This window comes from Catenulispora sp. GAS73 (genome assembly GCF_041262085.1).
Classification (GTDB): Bacteria; Actinomycetota; Actinomycetes; order Streptomycetales; family Catenulisporaceae; genus Catenulispora.
On sequence record NZ_JBGCCM010000001.1, the window covers coordinates 345,364 to 362,588 of the forward strand.

The following is a 17,225-nucleotide window of genomic DNA, read 5'->3' on the forward strand; positions in this document are numbered from 1 at the left end:
TCGTCGTCCCGGGGCCCGCGCTCGCCCGCGTTCTCGCTACACCTGCTCCGCAGCCGCAGCCCCGCGCCCATGCCACGACTCCCACAGGTCTGCATACGCCCCGCCGGTCGCCACCAGCTCCTCATGGCTCCCGAGCTCGGCGATCACGCCGTCCTCCACCACCGCCACGCGGTCCGCGTCGTGCGCGGTGTGCAGGCGGTGCGCGATCGCGATGACCGTGCGGCCTTCCAGCACCGCCGCCAGTGAGCGCTCCAGGTGACGGGCTGCGCGGGGGTCGATCAGGGAGGTCGCCTCGTCGAGCACCAGGGTGTGCGGGTCGGCCAGGACCAGGCGGGCGAGCGCCAGTTGCTGGGCCTGCGCCGGGGACAGGGTGTGGCCGTCGGCGCCGATCGCCGTCTGGAGCCCCTCGGGGAGCGCCTCGGCCCACGTCAGTGCGTCGACCGCGGACAGGGCGTCGCGGACCTGGGCGTCGGTGGCCTCGGGGCGCGGGAGGACCACGTTCTCGCGGACCGTGCCGGCGAACACGTGGTGCTCCTGGTTCACCAGCGCCACCTGGCCGCGCAGGTCGGCGAGCGGGAGTTCGACCAGGGGGACGCCGCCGACCGCGATCGAGCCCGCGGTGGGGCCGTGGATGCCGGCCAGCAGGCGGCCGAGCGTCGACTTGCCCGCGCCGGAGGGGCCGACCATCGCCAGCCGTTCGCCGGCGGTCAGGGACAGGTCCACACCATGCAGCACCTCGCGGCCCGGGATGTAGGAGTAGCGCACGTCCCTGGCGCGCATGTCCTCGCCATCCGGCTGCTCGCCCGAGGCCTCGCGGTCGGCCGGGACGCCGGCCACGCCGAGCAGCCGCGCCAGCGAGGCGCCGCCGACCTGCAGCTGGTCGGCCCAGGCCAGCATGTCGTCGATCGGTCCCATGATCTGCTGCATGTACAGCGTGGCCGCGGTGACCTGCCCGAGGGTGAACCAGCCGTGCACGTATCCCAGCCCGCCGAGCAGCAGCGTCAGCGCCACCGGCAGGATGTAGCAGGACTCTGCGGTCGGCCAGAACACGCACCGCAGCCGCAGCGTGTAGCGCTCGGCGGCGAACTGCCGCCGGATGTCCTCGTCGGTGCGGCCGATCCGGTACCGCTGAAGGCCCAGCGCCTCGACCGTGCGCGCTCCGTCCACGGTCTCGGCCAGGCTGTCGGTCATGTCCGCGTAGCGCGCGCTCTCGGCCAGGTAGCCCTCCGGCGCGCGCTTCATGTACCAGCGGAACACCACCGCGATCGGCGGCACGATGACCAGCAGCGGCAGCACCGCCCAGGGGCTGACCAGCGCCAGCGCCCCGACGGTGAGCAGCGTGGTGACGATCGCGACCAGCGTCGTGGGCACGCCGTAGCGCGCGGCCATGCTCAGCATGTCCACGTCCCGCGAGGAGCGCGAGAGCAGGTCGCCGCTGCCGGCCCGCTCCACCACGGACAGCGGCAGTTCCAGCACCCCCGCCACGAAGTTCTCGCGCAGCTCGGCGAGCACGCCCTCGCCGAACTTGCCGGCGGCGAGCTTCGCGTACCGGGTCACCACGGTCTGCACGATCAGGAACAGCGCGATCAGCCCGACGATGGTGTCGACGTGTCCTGCGGTGGTGCCGTGCTGCACGCCGTCGATCAGCGAGCCCAGCAGCCGCGGCCCGAACAGCCCGGCCACCGCGGCCAGCGCGAACAGCCCGACGGTCAGCGTCAGGTCCCGGCCGCGAGCGCGCGCGACCTGCCCGGCATACAGACGCACCTCGGGATATGTCGCCACCGGCAGCGCTTGGCGACCGGAGGCCTGAGGCCCGGACTCGGTCATCTCAGTCCTCTTCTCTGGTCACAGTGGCCCGGTAAGCGGGCACAGTCGCCAACAGCTCGCGGTGCCGGCCCTCGGCGGCGGCCCGGCCCCCGGCCAGGAACACCACGCGCTCGGCCCGGTCGAGCATCAGCGGGCTGGTGGTGAACACCACCGTGGTACGACCGGCCCGGGCCGCTGCGAGCCGCTCGGCGATGCGCGCCTCGGTGTGCGCGTCGACCGCGCTGGTCGGCTCGACGAGCAGCAGCACCTCCGGGTCGGCGAGCAGCGCACGGGCCAGGCGCAGCCGTTGCTGCTGGCCGCCGGAGAAGGACCGGCCGCGCTCGGAGACCGTGGTGTCCAGGCCGTCGGGCAGGGCCTCGATGATGTCCTCGGCCGCGGCGGTGTGCAGGGCGGCGGTGACGCGTCCCATGCCGTCGGCGCGGGCATCGGCGCCGACGCCGACAGCAGCACCAGCACCAACTCCGGCACCGGCACCGGCACCGGCACCGGCCAGCCCATCAGCCAGCCGCCCCGAGAACAGCCGTGCGTCATTGTCCGCGACGAGCACCCGCCGCCGCAGGCTCCCCAGCGGCATCGCTTCGAGCGGCACGCCGTCCAACGTCACGCCCTCGGCGGCCCGGTAGCGCCCGAGCCGGTCGGCGAGCTCGATCGCCTCGGCCGGGTCCGCGGCGGCCACCGCCGTGAACGACCCCGGCTTCAGATTCAGACCGGAGTGCTCGTCGACCAGCGCCCCGCTGCCCTCGGCCCGCTCCTGAGAACCGGCCGTCTCAGCGAGCGGATGGCTCAGTGCCAGCACCCTGACAACCTTTGTCGCCGCCACATGCGCCCGCAGCAACCGGCCCCACGCCTCGGTGATGGTCCGCAACGGCACCACAAGGAACGCGGCATAGCCGTAGAACGCCACCAGCTGCCCGGTGGTGATGTCGTGGGACACCGCCAGACGGGCCGCGAGCCAGGTCACACCGACCACGAACAACCCCGGCAGCAGCACCTGCGCCGACTCCAGCACCGACTCCACGCGCGCCACCCGCACCCCGGCGAACCGCAGCTCCTGCGACTGCTCGCGGTAGCGCTCGGCGAACTCCGGCTCGCCGCCGATGCCGCGCAGCACCCGCAGGCCGGCCACGATGTCGTTGGCCCGGCCGGTCAGCTTTCCCTGCAACGCGCGCACCTCGCTCTGCCGCCGGTGCATCGGCTTGAGCAGCGGCCCGACCAGGGCCATGATCAGCGGCACGCCGATCAGCACGGTGAGCCCGATCCGCACCTCGGTGCTGAGCAGCAGCACCGAGACCAGCACCACCGACACCACCGCGCCGGCGAACCGCGCGCTGACGTCCATCGTGCTGCCGATGCTGGAGGTGTCGGCGGTGCCGATGGCCACCACGTCGCCGGTGGCGATCCGGCTGGGCAGGGTGGCGCCGAGGTCGGTCGCCTGGCGCGCGGTGAGCTGCACGGTGCGGTACGCCGAGGTCAGCCAGTTGGTGACGGCGCACCGGTGCCGCAGGATCCCGGCCAGACCGGTCAGGCAACCCAGGAGAAGCACCACCGCCGACCAGCGCCAGATCTCCGCGGTGTCCTTCGCGGTGACGCCGGCGTCGATGGTCTTGCCGATCGCGGCCGGCATCAGCGCCTGGCTCACCATCCAGACCACGCCCCAGAAGGCGCCGAGCGTCATCGACGTCCACTGCATCCGTACGAGCCAGATCAAGTACCGGGTCGCCGATCGGGTGTCGGGAAGGCCGGGGTCCGGCTCGGGGAGGCGCCGCATGATCGCCACGCTAGTAGCGGCCCCGGGGCGGGGCCACCGAATTTAACGCCGCCACCACCTGCGCGAATAGTCCACGCTATTCGAGGCTTGACTCAGGTCCCCGCCTCCCGGTTGGATGAGGCCACCTTGCCCGGCATCACCTGCACCACACTCGCACCACACGCATCGCAAACAGTCCGCCTATACCCTGTCAGCCTTGTCGCGAGGGGCCGTCTTGAGGATCACGCGCAGGCTCGGCGTCCTGGTCGCCGTCCCGCTCGCCGCGGTGTCCGGCTTCGGGGCCGTGGCGCTGACCGCCTCCGCCGGCGCGGCCTGGCGCAGCGAGCGTCTGTGGTCCCTGATGCACACCTCGGACGCCGCGGGCAAGCTCCTGTACCGCTTACAGGACGAGCGCACCGCGATGGCGTTGCTGCTCACCACCCACCAGAACCAGCTCTCCCCCGACGTGCAGACCCGGATCGCGCAGACCGACGCGGCGCTGGCCGCCTACCGGCAGCAGGTCCGCTCCATGCCGCGGATCACGCCCGGTACCAGGACCCTGCTTTCGCGCATCGACCAGGACCTGACACAGCTGACGACGCTGCGCGCGCAGATTAAGGCGCAGGCCGCGCCGGCGTTGTCCACGGTGGTGTTCCAGTACCGCATCGCGATCGCCGACCTGGCGCAGCTGCGCAGCTCGGTGATCGACGACGGCAGCGCCACGCAGCCGATCGCGGCCCGGCTGCAGGCCGCGAACCTGCTGTATCAGGCCTCTGAGGCGACCGGCCAGGAGGAGTCCGACGTGCTGCGCTCGGCGGTCGGACTGCCGCTGACACCGGCCGCCGTCACCGCCGTCGCGCACGACCGGCAGGCCTACGACGACGCGATGGAGTCCTTCGACACCGCGGCCCCGGCCGGCTGGAACGAGCGCCCGGACCAGGCGATGACCACCGCGGACATCCTGAACGCGCAGCAGTTCGAGGACCAGATATCCCACCTGGGCCCCGGGGACCTGCTGTCCCCGGACAAGGACATGTGGGTGCAGACGATGAGCGCCCGGCGGACCGCGCTGGACACGGTCCGCGAGGAGATGGACATGGCCACCATGTCCGCCGTGGCGAAGCTGCGGGACCGCTCCGAGCACATCGCCGAGGTGGAGGCCGCCGCGATCGCCGGCACCGCGCTGCTGGTGGTGATGATCAGCCTGCGGCTGGGCCGGCCGATGATCAGAGGCCTGCGACAGCTGCGGGACGCCGCGAACACCGTCGCCTTCACCGGCCTGCCGGCCGCCGTCGAGGAGCTGCGCACCAGCGAGTCGCTGACCGGCCGGACCCCCGAGGAGTTCGCCGACCACGCCGGCGACGCGCTGCCGCTGGGCACCGGGCGCGGGGACGCACTGAACGCGAACGACCCGAAGGACGAGCTGGCCGCGGTCGCGCGGGCCTTCAACTCGGTGCACCGCGAGGCGCTGCGGACCGCCGCGGAGCAGGTGCTGCTGCGCGCCGGCGTGGGCGCCACGTTCGTGGCGCTGGCCCGCCGCGGCGAGCGCCTGACCGGCGCGCTGACCAGCGAGCTGGACCGCGCCGAGCGGCTGGAGCAGGACCCGGACCGGCTGGCGCGGCTGTTCGTGCTGGACCACCTGGCCGCGCGGATGGCGCGGAACAACGAGAGCCTGCTGGTGCTCGGCGGCGAGGGCTCGGCGCGGGTGCGGGAGCGTCCGGTGACGCTGCTGGACGTGCTGCGGGCGGCGCTGGGCCGGATCGAGCGGTACACGCGCGTGGACCTGGCGGCCGTCGACCCGGGGGTCGTCATCGCGCCGCACGTCGTGGACCACCTGGTACACCTGTGCGCGGAGCTGCTGGACAACGCGACCGCGTTCTCCGCGCCGGACAGCCGGGTGACGGTCGAGGGCCACCGGATGACCGACCGGGTGATCATCCAGATCGCCGACCGCGGCCTGGGCATGACCCCGGCCCGGCGCGCGGAGCTGAACACGCAGCTGGCCGCACCGCGGCAGGTGGACAGCGAGACGGTGCGGGCGATGGGCCTGACCGTGGTCGCGCATCTGGCCGCGTGGTACGGGATCGAGATCCAGCTGCGGGCCCGGCCCGGCGGCGGGACCGTGGCCGAGGTGGGGTTGCCGTTGCGGGTGGTCTCGGCGCAGGGCGGTGCCGTTCCCGCTGACGGCACGGTCCATCTCGTGCCCGACACGGCCGTCGCGGTCACCGGCGAAGGCGCCGCCGCCGAGGACATCGACTGGCCCGAGTTGCCGTTCGCTGATATCGAGGAGCCCGTCGCGACCGCCGCCAACGGCAGCACTCAGGTCAACGGAAGCGCTCCCGTCAACGGCAGCGCTCAGGTCAACGGCACCGCTTCCGTCAGCGGCAGTAACGGATCTCAGGCTTCTGACACCTCTACTACTGTGAACGGCCTGCCCGTACGTCGCCCGAAGACCCACTTGCCGGCCAAAGCACGGCGTACTCCGGCCCCGGAACAGGCCGCGCCCGCAGAACCTCCGACCAACGGCGAGCCCGGCAGCCACCCCGAGCCCGTCAAGAAGAAGGCCCGCATCGACCGCGACCCCGATTACGTGGCGGCCACCATGGCCGCCTACGCGCGCGGGCTCAGCGGCCGCAACGGACCGAAATCGCAGTGACGCAAACCCCTCATGCCATCCTCTAGCCCCACGGGAACCGCCCCATGAACGAACCTGCACCCGATCTGCACGGCAACCTCGACTGGCTGCTCAACGACTTCGCCCACGGCACGCCCGGGGTTCAGCACGCGCTGGCGGTCTCCGCCGACGGCATCGTGGTGGCCGCGTCCCGGGATCTGGGCGAGGAGCAGGGTGAGCAGCTCGCGGCGGTGGCCGCCGGACTGGTGAGCCTGCTGGCCGGGGCCGCGCTGCTGCTGGACTCCGAGCCGGTGCGCAGCAACCTGACCGAACTCGGCAACGGCTTCCTGTTCTCGATGGCCGTCAGCGACGGTGCCTCACTGCTGGTGTACGCCGAGCGCGAGTGCGACATCGGGCAGGTCACCTACGCCATGGCCGAGCTGATCAACCAGGTCGGGGAATCGCTGACGCCGACCGCGCGGGCCCGGATGCTGGCCCACGGCAACCTCCCGGGGGCCCGCTGATGGCCGCTCCCACGATCGCGGCGAAGATCGTCGTGGCCGGCGGCTTCGGCGTCGGGAAGACCACCCTGGTCGGGGCGGTCTCCGAGATCCAGCCGCTGACCACCGAGGCCGAGATGACGCAGGCCGGCCTGGGGGTGGACGACGTCCACCTGATCCCGGCCAAGCGCAGCACCACGGTGGCCATGGACTTCGGCCGCATCACGATCGCCGAGGACCTGATCCTGTACCTGTTCGGCACGCCCGGCCAGGAGCGCTTCTGGTTCTTCTGGGAGGAGCTCTCCCGCGGCGCCCTCGGCGCGGTGGTGCTGGCCGACGTCCGGCGCCTCGGCGACGCCTTCGCGGTCATCGACTTCTTCGAGGACCGCGGCATCCCGCACGTGATCGCGGTGAACCAGTTCGACGGCGCGCAGGTGTACGGGCACGAGGAGCTGCGCCAGGCACTGGCCCTGGAAGACGACACACCGCTGCTGATCTGCGACGCCCGGCGGCGCGACTCGGCCAAGGGGGTGCTGGTGACGCTGCTGGAGCACGCGATCACCCAGCAGCGGATGCGCGCCGAGCTGCCGCCCGACGGCCGGATGAACTGATGGCGGCGGCCCGGGGCGGTGCCCCCACGCCGGATGCCGCCGGGGTTCGCCGCGGGCCGCACCGATCGTCGTACCGCACGCCGCACCGCCGGCGAGCCTTCGCCGCGCTGCTGCTGGCGGCCTCCACCGCCGCCTCGGCGGGCTGCGGGCTCAGCGGCGGCTACGGCGGCGGCCTGTCCTACGGCGACCCGGGGGGCCGCCCCGACAGCCACACGCCGTTCCCGGTGGGCCTGCTGCTGGACACGTCCGGCACCAACGGCAGCGACGGCGCCGACGCCCGCGACGGCTTCGAGCTCTACGTCAGCCAGCACGGCGGCCGACTCGGCGGGCGCCCGGCGCAGGTGACGGTCGCCAACGAGGGCCCGACACCGGCGGCCACCGCGACGACGATGCAGGGGCTGGTAGCCGCCGGCGCGCAGACGGTCGTCGGCCCGATCGACTACGCGGGTTACGAGAGCGTCGCGCCACTGGCGGACGCGGCGCACGTGCCGCTGATCGGCGTCGTGGCGCGCCCGGACCTGACGGACATCAGCTACGTGTGGAACGTGGCGTTCCTGTCCACGGAGCCGGGCGCGGCGATCGCACCGTTCATCTACAACCACGTCAAGTCCCCCGTCTTCGCGATCGGCGGCAACTACCCCGGCGACTGGGAGCAGGTACGCGGGTTCGTCGACTCCTACACCGCCCTCGGCGGCAAGCTGGCCAACACCGCGGGCCAGCCGACGTTCACCCCGGCGGCGACGTTCACCCCGGCCAACGACACCACCGACTTCACGCCCTACCTCCAGGCGATCAAGGACTCCGGCGCGAAAGCCGTGTACTGCGCCTTCACCGGCGCCGAAGCGGTGCGCTTCGTGCAGCAGTACGCACGCTCGGAGGTGAAGGACGTGCCGCTCTACGCGGTCGGCCTGGTCACCGACGGCCCCCTGCTGAAGCAGGAGGGCCCGGCGGCCACGAACATCACATCGGTCTTGAACTACTCCCCCGACGTCGACACCGCCGCCAACCGAGCCTTCGTCTCAGCATGGGCAGCAGGCCACGACGGCCAGGAACCGAGCGTCTACGCACTGACCGGCTACGACGCGGCGGCACTGCTGGACCAGGCGGTAGCCCAGGCCGGCCCGAACGCGGGAGCCGCGGCGGTCAACACGGCGATCGCGGCACTGGGGCGAATCGACAGCCCGCGCGGCGCATGGCAGCTGGCGTCGACGACGCACGCGCCGATCCAGAAGTGGTACCTGCGGCGGGTGCAGGTGGACGGGACGGCGCCGGCCAATGTGGAGATCGAGGAGCTGGCCACGCTGCCTGATTGATGGCGCTCCGCAGTGCTTGTTCAGGATATTGTCACCACCGCTGAGAGATCGACGATGGCTGACGGGACGCGCGAAGCTCGCGCCCGGACGCGGTTTTCGGCCTGCTGGCAAAGCGCTGCGAGCTGCGGCCGGGTGCGCGGGTGCTAGAGATCGGTGCCGGACGGGTGCGGTTTGTTTGTGGGTTGATAGTCAAAGGCGTTTTCTGACGGCTTCGCGTGGGTTTAAGAAGGATCCGCTGGGTGGCGCAGTTCGGTGGTGCCCCGCTGGTTACGCTGGCGGCTGGCGGTGTTCGTGTGCACGACCGCGCGCGGGTTCGAGTCACTGCGCACGCGTTGCGTGGGCGGCAATCGTCGGGCCTGGTGGGTGCCTGAAAGTCAAAGACAGGGCCTCCGGCGGCGCCTGCGCGGCGAGCGGCACTCGCTCCGGGGAGGGGGGGTCGCGCTGTCTGCCGGCGGACGCTGCTTGTGGTCGCCTGTGTCCCGGGTTCCCCGTCGCATCGTCGCCTCACGGAAGCAGACCGGACAGCCGGTATCAAGCCGGATCGCTGTTGCTGTGGTGCTGTCGCGTCCGGCTTGACACCGGCTGTCCGGTCAGCTTGGCTACGCCCGCCGACGCGACGGGGAACCCGGGACAACCCCTCCTGTGGGAAAGGTTCCCGCACCTCGGACACGACAACTCACCGCCGCCTGTGGCCACCGGGTGGACCCCGTCCACACCACAGGCGGGGTGCCCCTGCCGGAGGCCCTGTCTTTGACTCTCAGGCGCCCACCAAACGCGGCCGCCGGCCGCCAACGCCACGCCAAACGCACCACCGAACTGCGCCACCCAGCGGATCCTTCTTAAACCCGCGCGAAGCCGTAAAAAGCTCTTAAAACCCACAAACAAACCGCACCTGCCACACTCACCACACCCCAGCCCCCCACCCACACATCAAGCAGCAGCGCCATAATTTCCGACGCATCCACCACCTCATCTCGTTACGAGTCGTAAGCACCAACATGGGGGTCTGCGATAGTGAGCACACTACGAATCGGCGTCGTCGGCGGCAGCATCGCCGGGTGCGCGGCAGCGTTGGCGGCGGCGCGGGCGGTGCCCGACGCGACGGTCGTCGTGTTCGAACGCTCGGCCGGCGAGCTGCGGGACCGCGGGGCCGGGATCGGGATTCAGCACGAGCGGTTCGCGGAGTTGGTCGCCGCAGGGCTGCTCGACGCCTCGCTGCCCGCCACGACTAACGCCGCGCGGCAGTGGTACGTGTGGGGTGGCGAGGCGTCCGGCCTCGGCAAGCTGGTCTGGCCGCAGCCGTTCCCGTTCAACGCCTACAACTGGGGCCACCTGCACCGCTCGCTGCGTGGGCGGCTGCCATCGCACGTCGAGTACCGGAGCGATGCGCGGGTGGTCTCAGCGTCGCCGACCGAATCCGGTGCCTCAGTCGCGCTGGCCAACGGCTCCATCGAGCGCTTCGACCTGCTCCTCGGCGCCGACGGCTACCGCTCGGTGGTGCGCGAGGGGATGTTCCCGGGCGTCGTCCCGGAATTCGCGGGCTACCTGTGCTGGCGCGGCCTGTCCGACTTCGCCGACCTCGAAGGCCTGCCGGCCGACGCGTTCTTCACCATCGGCTTCCCGCACGGCCACCTGGTCGCTTACCCGATCCCCGCCGACGACGGCCGCCGCCGGTTCAACTGGGTGCTATACTCGATGGTCCCGCCGGAACTGACCAGCGACCTGCGCACCGCGACGAGCATCCCGCCCGGCGCGGTCTCCGACGGTCTCCTGGACTTCATGGACGCGCTCCTCACCCGCGAACTGCCCCCGCTCTGGGCCACGGCGCTCCGCAAAACCCCGCGCGAGGACGTCTTCATCCAACCCATCTACGACTTCGAGGCCCCCGCCTACGCCAAGCACCGCATGCTCCTGCTCGGCGACGCCGGCGCGGTCGCCCGCCCCCACGCGGGCGCCGGCGCGGTGAAGGCCATGCAGGACGCCGCCACCCTCCTGCACCTCTGGCCCACCGCCGCCGGCCTCGACGACCTGGCCGCACGCTACGACGCGGCCCGCCGCCCCGCCGGCCACGCCGTCGTCGCCCTCGCCCGCCGCATCGGCGAGGCGCAGGTGTTGCACACACCGGACTGGTCGGCGTTCGAGGAGGCGACCTTCATACCCTGGCTCACCGCGCAGATGGAGCTGCCGGACGGGACCGAGATCGGCGGACGGCGATTGTGACGCCGTTGATCGACCGATCCACCGCCGAACCATGACACAGGTCATGCCAGGGTCATGATACGTGGCAATGTCGAAGCAGCTTGTCAGAGCCCTACGCTCGCCTCATGAAGACCGTTTCGAAGACCGCCGCCATCGCAGCGGCGGCACTCGCCGCGACGCTGGCGGCCGGTCCGGCCGCCACCGCAACCGCCACCGCGGACACCGGCGCCACCCCGATCACGGTAACGGTGCACGCCGACCGAGCCCTCGCCCGCGTGCCCGACGCGCCGATCGGCAGCAACGACTGGGACTCGGATCCGAACATCACCAACCCTGGTACCGGTCCGCTCCTGAACGCCGCCGGACTGCGCGTACGAGAGCTCAACACCGGTCCGTTCGACGACGTCTACCGCTGGCGCACCAACACCGACGACGCCAACCCGCTCACCGCCGCACTCGGGCCGGACAACCCGGTGCCGTGGCAGACGTGGGCACGCGAGACCGAACAGACACACGCGCAGGCGATGATCCACGTCAACTACGGCAGCACCGCCACCGACGGCCCCGGCGGCACCGACATCGGCCCGCAGGAGGCGGCGGCCTGGGTGCGGCAGGCGAACGTCGTGGACCACGACGGCATCAAGTACTGGACCATCGGCGAAGAGGTGTGGGGGAACGGCTTCTACACCAGCTTCCCGGCGTTCGAGCCGGACAACCACGCGGACAAGAGCCCCACGGCCTACGGACAGAACGCAGTGCTGTTCGCCAAGGCAATGAAGGCCGTCGACCCGAGCATCAAGGTGGGCGTCGAGATCTCGCCGTTCGCCCCCACCGCCGGACAACCGGACTGGAACGGGCCGCTGCTCAAGGCGGCCGGCTCGGCCATCGACTTCGTGGACGTGCACTGGTACCGCCGACCCTTCGCCGACACCAGCGACGCGTCGCTGTTCAAGGTACCGGCCCAGATCCCCACCGAAATGGCCTCCATCAAGGCCGGCATCGCGCAGAACGCCGGCGCGCACGCCGACCACATCCAGGTCATCGTCGGCGAGACGAACACCGCGGGCTTCGACCCGGGCATCCAGAGCGTCACCGCCCCGGACGCGCTCTACGCGGCCGACGACGTGGCCACGTGGCTGGAGCAGGGTGCGTCACAAGTGGACTGGTTCAACACACACATCGGCGCGGTCCAGGACTCAGCCGGCTCGCCGGACGACCCAGACGGCCACGGTTACGGCGACTGGGGCCTGCTCTCCTCAGGCGTGAACAGCTGTGTGACCAACGCCCAAGACGCCAAGGTGTGCGAACCACCTGTGAACACGCCCTTCCCGGCCTACTACGCGCTCAGCCTGACCAGCCGCCTGGCCAGCCCAGGGGCGGCCCTGGTCCAGACCTCGGTGTCGGGCACGGGCAACACGGGCAACGCACCGATCGTCACCCACGCCGCCGTACAGCACAACGGCAACCTGGTAGTACTGATCGAGAACGAGGATCCTGCCGCGACGCACACCGTGCAGCTGAACTACCCGGGCTACCGGCCACTGCCGCTGGCGATCACCTATCGCTACGCTCCCGGCAGCACTGGCATCGCCACCTCGCTCGGGCTGTCTGGCAGCGCCCAGCTACCTCCGTACAGCCTGACCGAGCTGGTTCTGTCCCGCAGCTGACGACGATCCACACCAGGGTGGTGCCACCGGCCGTCACAGCACTGACCGAGCGGCGCGCGCTCGGGGCACGTGAAGCCGTCTTCTGACGGCGTGCGACCCGCCCGCTGCTTCTGTGGCCGATCACGATCGTGGCGATGGCGCTCGCTGTCACCCTCGGGTTGCTCGGCTGGCACTGGCCGGCCCTCATCCTGATCGGGGTCCTCCTGGCCGGGATCTCGCTCTGGCGGTACGGCGGCGACGCCGAATGCTCGTCTGCTACGTCGGCCGGCAGCTGCGGTCTGTGCGCTGGGACGAGACGCTGTACTCATAGCGTGGCACGGCCGACATGGCGATCATGCCGCAGGAGGACGCCCTCGAAGCGACGGGCGTCCCGGCCTCAGGGACTCATCACGACCTGCCCGGCGTAAGACAGGTTCCCGCCGAACCCGAACAGCAGCACCGGCGCACCAGCCGGGATCTCCCGCCGCTCGACCAGCTTCGCCAGCGCGATCGGGATCGAGGCGGCGGAGGTGTTGCCGGAGTCGACGACGTCCCGGGCGATCACCGCGTTCACGGCGCCGAGCTTGGCCGCCAGCGGCTCGATGATGCGCAGGTTCGCCTGGTGGAAGACGACGCCGGCCAGGTCCTCGGGGCGGATGCCGGCGCGCTCGCACACCCGGCGGGCCACGGCCGGGAGTTCGGTGGTGGCCCAGCGGAAGACGGTCTGGCCCTCCTGCGAGAAGCGGTTCGGGGTGCCTTCGATGACCACGGCGCGGCCGCGTTCGGGGACCGAGCCCCACAGGACCGGGCTGATGCCCGGCTCCTGGTCGGTGGCGGTGACCACGGCGGCGCCCGCGCCGTCGCCGACCAGGACGCAGGTGGTGCGGTCGGTCCAGTTGGTGACCGCGCTCATGAAGTCCGCGCCGACGACCACGGCGGTGGCGGCCTGGCCGCAGCGAATGGCCTGGTCGGCCAGGGCCAGGGCGTGGGTGAAGCCGGAGCAGACGACGTTCACGTCGATGGTCGCCGGCGCCGTCATGCCCAGGCGCGCGGCGACGCGCGCGGCGGTGTTGGGGCTGGCCGCACCGGCCGTGCTGGTCGCGACGAGGACCAGGTCGACATCGCTCGCCGCGACACCGGCGCCGGCCAGCGCCTTGCCCGCGGCCACGGCGGCGAACTCGTCGACGGTCTGCCCCGGCTCGGCGACGCGCCGCGTCCGCACCCCCACTCGCGTGGTGATCCACTCGTCACTGGTGTCGACCAGCTGCGCCAGGTCGGCGTTGGTGAGGACGCGGTCGGGCTGGCTGTGGCCGAGGGCGGCGATCCGGGAAGCGGGCACGCGATGCTCCTTTGTCTGTTCGCGGAGCGGGTCGCTGCTCGCGGGGCGGGCGTTGTTCCCTACTGATCCTCGCGTGCTGACATACGGGGGTGCGGTCACGGAAGCACCAAGGGGTTCGTGTCGGGTCTGGAGGGTTCCGCCATAGGCGGCCTACGCGGGAAATGGTGTGCGCAGCTGGAAACGGTCGCGGCGGCGGACAGGAAGGCCTGTCCGCCGCCGCTGGTAGTGCATCGGTTTGCGCGCTACGCGTACTCCAGCGTCATCGCCGCAGCCATCCGCAGGTGCGTCCCGGCCTCCTCGGCGTGGCCCTGGCGCTTCAGCGTGCGGCCGAGCATCAGCCGCGCGTAGGCGTCGGCCGGGTGGTCGGCGAGTATCGCCTCCAGCACCTGGCGTGCCCGGCCGAGCTGCGCAGAGGCGAAGTAGGCCGACGCCGCTACCCGGCGGATATTAGGGTCCTGACCGTGCTCGGCCAGCAGCGGCTCCAGCAGCACGAGCGCGCCGAGCGGGTCGTTCAGGGCGACCAGTTCCTCGGCCCAGCGCAGCCGCTCGACCTCGGCCGGGAGCCGGCGCGCGCCTCGGTCGGCATCGCCGGCGGCGGGGTCGGGAGCGTCGGCCGCACCGAGGAACTCGCCGATCGTAGCCGGCGACATCGCGAACTCTAGCAACCGGTCCCCGTCGGCGAGCGTCGGCGAGATCGTGATCCCGCGCGCCTTGCCGATCAGCAGCAGCTCACGCAGCCGCGCCTGCCCCGCGCCGGACGCGAGCAGCGCCCCGCCGTCCGGGAACCCCGCACGCTCCGCGACGGCCGCCAGCTCGGCCGGGTCGCGCACGTCATGCGACGCCAGCAGCTCAGCGACGACCCGCCCCTGCAGCTCGACACCGCCACGCTCCTCGGCGAGCACCAGCAGGCGCAGAGCGTCGCGCGGCGCGTCGGGATCGGCGGCATCGGTCAGCAGCGGACGCCAGAGCACTTCGGCGGCGACGTCACCCGCCTCCAACGCCACGCGCAGCCGCTCGGCCGCGACGTGGGTCCACGGGTTGGCGATGTCGGCCCACATCTCGATACGCATGTCGGACAGAACGCACCAGCAATGGGGAACATTCCTGACCCGATACGGGGGACATTCGCCGAGGCTACAACTCCCCCGGCTGCGTAGCCGAGAACCGAGCCTCCACCGCCGCATAAACGTTCTGCCGCGTGGGCTCCAAGTCCAGCGCGGGCGGGCCGTCGTCGACCGTGCCGCCGCCGCGCGTCGCCATCGCGTACATCGCGCGGCCTTGGGGAGCCGGGACCCCGCCGGTCGACAGGCCGGTGTCGGCCAGTTCCAGCAGCGCTGTCAGCTGCGATCCGAGGGCGTCCGCGTACTCGCGCGCTCTGCGCACCGCCTCGCCGACGGCTTCCGTGCGGGCCTTGCGGTAGACCTCCGAGTCGCGGCGGAGGGTCCAGAAGGGGCCGTCGATCGCGCGGCCCTCGCCGTCGGCGATGCGGGTCACCATCTCGCCGAGGACGGCGAAGTCCTTCACCACGATACGCACCCGGACCGAGCCCTGATACGGGCCCATCTTGTCCGTGCGCTTGCGCCACTCCGGGTACACCGAGAAGCGGCCGGTCTCCAGTTTCTCCAGGGCGTCGCCGTAGTCGGCCTTGATCTGGTCGAGGAGTTCCTTGTTGCGCTTGGTCAACTGCTCCAGGGCGGTGCGGCGGTCCTTGTCGCGGGCCGTGACCGTGACCGCGAACTCGCACAGTTCCGGGTCCGCTTCGAGGTTCGCCTCGCCGCGGACGCTGACGACGATGGGGTTGCCGGCGGTCTGAGCGGTCTCATCAGTCATGTTCGCCAGTCTGCCGCAGGGACGGGGTGGTACGCCTGGCGGAACTCAGGAGCGCACCAGCCTGGCGATCGCCTCGTTGGCCTCCTTGACCTTCGCGTCCGCCTCCGGGCCGCCGGTCGCCAGGGCGTCCGCCACGCAGTGCGCCACGTGCTCCTCCAGCAGCCCCAGCGCCACCGACTGCAGGGCCTTGGTCACCGCGGAGATCTGCGTGAGGATGTCTATGCAGTACTTGTCCTCCTCGACCATCCGCTGCAGGCCCCGCACCTGTCCCTCGATGCGGCGCAGTCGCTTGTTGTAGTCGTCCTTGCGGTCGGTGTAGCCGTGCATGCCCTGTATCCCCATCCGTCGTCGCGCCTGGTGGATTACCCCCTAGGGGTAACTGGTCAGCCCGCTCCAGTGTTCCCGCGGATACCTACCCACAGTAACGGGCTGAACTGCGCCGACCCGTAAGATTAACGTCATGAGCCACTCCGATTCCGGCACCGCCCGGCCCATCACGATCGTCGGCAATCCGGTGCTGCACCACCCGTGCGCTCCGGTGGAGACCTTCGACGACCAGCTGGCGGTGCTCGTCGACGACATGTTCGCCTCGATGTACGCCGCCGAAGGTGTGGGACTGGCCGCCAACCAGATCGGCGTGGCGCTGCGGGTCTTCGTCTACGACTGCCACGACGACGACGACATCCAGCACGTCGGCCACATCGTGAACCCGGTCCTGGCCGAACTGCCGCCCGACCGCCGCCAGCTGGACGACTCCGCCGAGGGCTGCCTGTCGGTCCCCGGCCCGCACCACGAGCTCGCACGCCCCGACTACGCGAAGGTCACTGGCGTGAACGTCAAGGGCGAGCCGATCACCGTGGAGGGCACCGGCTACTTCGCCCGCTGCCTGCAGCACGAGTTCGACCACCTCGAAGGCCGCCTCTACATCGACCGGCTCAGCAAGCGCCAGCGCAAGAACGTGCTGGCCGAGATGGAGCGGATGCAGGCGGAGAAGGCTGAGAAGGCGGCGCAGGCCGAGACGGCGACCGCCCCGGCGAACTGAACCAGAACAAGAGATCGAAGAACGCCTTCGTACGGTCATAGCCTGGTGCGGGTCCGCACCAGGCCCCGCACCACGTACAGCATCCACCCCGCGCTTGAGGCCCTTCGGCCCTACTCCGAGCCCCCGGTCTCTGAGAACGTCGAGGTATGAAAGGCCCTATTCAGAACGCCTTGCGCTTGTTCACCCGAGTGATGCGGCCACTCGCCATGAGATCAGCCGGTAAGGAAGGCTCCGGCACGTCAGTCGTCCGCCACGTCGGGCGACGATCAGGACGAAGCTACGAGACACCCGTCGTCGCGGTCCAGCATGATGACAGCTTCCTTATCGCCCTACCGTACGGAGAGCGAACAGACTGGCTGAAAAACGTCCTGGACAAGGGCTCGGCGATCATCCTGACCGATGGGCACGCGTACGAGGTCGACCGGCCCGAGGTGGTCCCGATCGCAGAAGCGACCACATACTTCCGGGCCAAGGAGCAGCGCATGCAACGGCAGTTCCACGTGGAATCCGCCCTCCGGGTCCGTCAGCAGTTGGATGCCCGCCGATAGCGGCCTGAT

At 71.1% G+C, this 17,225-nt stretch carries 14 protein-coding genes; 8 read left to right on the forward strand and 6 right to left on the reverse strand.

The window, feature by feature from the left end; all coding sequences use genetic code 11:
- Positions 1 to 36: 36 nt before the first annotated feature.
- Both ABH935_RS01405 and ABH935_RS01410 read right to left on the reverse strand, forming a co-directional pair.
- On the reverse strand, positions 37 to 1,827 hold the full coding sequence (locus tag ABH935_RS01405; protein ID WP_370375897.1) for an ABC transporter ATP-binding protein: 1,791 nt from the start codon (positions 1,825 to 1,827) through the stop codon (positions 37 to 39).
- 1 nt (position 1,828) lies between these two features.
- Positions 1,829 to 3,595: an ABC transporter transmembrane domain-containing protein gene (locus ABH935_RS01410; RefSeq protein ID WP_370375898.1), complete on the reverse strand. Its 1,767-nt coding sequence runs from the start codon at positions 3,593 to 3,595 to the stop codon at positions 1,829 to 1,831.
- 214 nt (positions 3,596 to 3,809) lie between these two features.
- Here ABH935_RS01410 and ABH935_RS01415 point away from each other — a divergent pair, with 214 nt between their 5' ends.
- The 6 genes from ABH935_RS01415 (at position 3,810) to ABH935_RS01440 (ending at position 12,478) form a co-directional block, all read left to right on the forward strand.
- The gene (locus ABH935_RS01415; protein ID WP_370375899.1) at positions 3,810 to 6,230 is read left to right on the forward strand and encodes a nitrate- and nitrite sensing domain-containing protein; all 2,421 of its coding nucleotides are present in this window, start codon (positions 3,810 to 3,812) and stop codon (positions 6,228 to 6,230) included.
- Between the two features lie 44 nt (positions 6,231 to 6,274).
- A complete protein-coding gene (locus ABH935_RS01420; RefSeq protein ID WP_370375900.1) occupies positions 6,275 to 6,712 on the forward strand; it encodes a roadblock/LC7 domain-containing protein in 438 nt (145 codons plus the stop codon).
- A complete protein-coding gene (locus ABH935_RS01425; RefSeq protein ID WP_370375901.1) occupies positions 6,712 to 7,299 on the forward strand; it encodes an ATP/GTP-binding protein in 588 nt (195 codons plus the stop codon). Before ABH935_RS01420 ends, ABH935_RS01425 begins: the two co-directional genes overlap by 1 nt.
- Positions 7,299 to 8,612: an ABC transporter substrate-binding protein gene (locus tag ABH935_RS01430; protein WP_370375902.1), complete on the forward strand. Its 1,314-nt coding sequence runs from the start codon at positions 7,299 to 7,301 to the stop codon at positions 8,610 to 8,612. Before ABH935_RS01425 ends, ABH935_RS01430 begins: the two co-directional genes overlap by 1 nt.
- 1,014 nt (positions 8,613 to 9,626) lie before the next feature.
- Positions 9,627 to 10,832: an FAD-dependent monooxygenase gene (locus ABH935_RS01435; RefSeq protein WP_370375903.1), complete on the forward strand. Its 1,206-nt coding sequence runs from the start codon at positions 9,627 to 9,629 to the stop codon at positions 10,830 to 10,832.
- Positions 10,833 to 10,936: 104 nt separating this feature from the next.
- Entirely contained in the window at positions 10,937 to 12,478 is a 1,542-nt protein-coding gene (locus tag ABH935_RS01440) for a hypothetical protein (RefSeq protein WP_370375904.1), read from the forward strand.
- A gap of 376 nt (positions 12,479 to 12,854) precedes the next feature.
- On the opposite strand, the gene ABH935_RS01445 is transcribed toward ABH935_RS01440, so the two are convergent.
- From ABH935_RS01445 to ABH935_RS01460, 4 genes are all read right to left on the reverse strand, one after another.
- Entirely contained in the window at positions 12,855 to 13,796 is a 942-nt protein-coding gene (locus ABH935_RS01445; RefSeq protein ID WP_370375905.1) for a beta-ketoacyl-ACP synthase III, read from the reverse strand.
- Between the two features lie 242 nt (positions 13,797 to 14,038).
- Positions 14,039 to 14,866 (reverse strand): tetratricopeptide repeat protein, encoded by an 828-nt coding sequence (locus tag ABH935_RS01450; protein WP_370375906.1) that lies wholly within the window; start codon positions 14,864 to 14,866, stop codon positions 14,039 to 14,041.
- Between the two features lie 64 nt (positions 14,867 to 14,930).
- Entirely contained in the window at positions 14,931 to 15,626 is a 696-nt protein-coding gene (locus ABH935_RS01455; RefSeq protein WP_370375907.1) for an SIMPL domain-containing protein, read from the reverse strand.
- Between the two features lie 45 nt (positions 15,627 to 15,671).
- The gene (locus tag ABH935_RS01460) at positions 15,672 to 15,953 is read right to left on the reverse strand and encodes a metal-sensitive transcriptional regulator (RefSeq protein WP_194910670.1); all 282 of its coding nucleotides are present in this window, start codon (positions 15,951 to 15,953) and stop codon (positions 15,672 to 15,674) included.
- Positions 15,954 to 16,086: 133 nt separating this feature from the next.
- Here ABH935_RS01460 and def point away from each other — a divergent pair, with 133 nt between their 5' ends.
- Complete coding sequence (def, locus tag ABH935_RS01465) at positions 16,087 to 16,668, forward strand: peptide deformylase (protein ID WP_370375908.1); 582 nt, start codon at positions 16,087 to 16,089, stop codon at positions 16,666 to 16,668.
- Between the two features lie 146 nt (positions 16,669 to 16,814).
- Positions 16,815 to 17,216 (forward strand): nitroreductase family deazaflavin-dependent oxidoreductase, encoded by a 402-nt coding sequence (locus tag ABH935_RS01470; RefSeq protein WP_370375909.1) that lies wholly within the window; start codon positions 16,815 to 16,817, stop codon positions 17,214 to 17,216.
- Positions 17,217 to 17,225 lie beyond the last annotated feature (9 nt).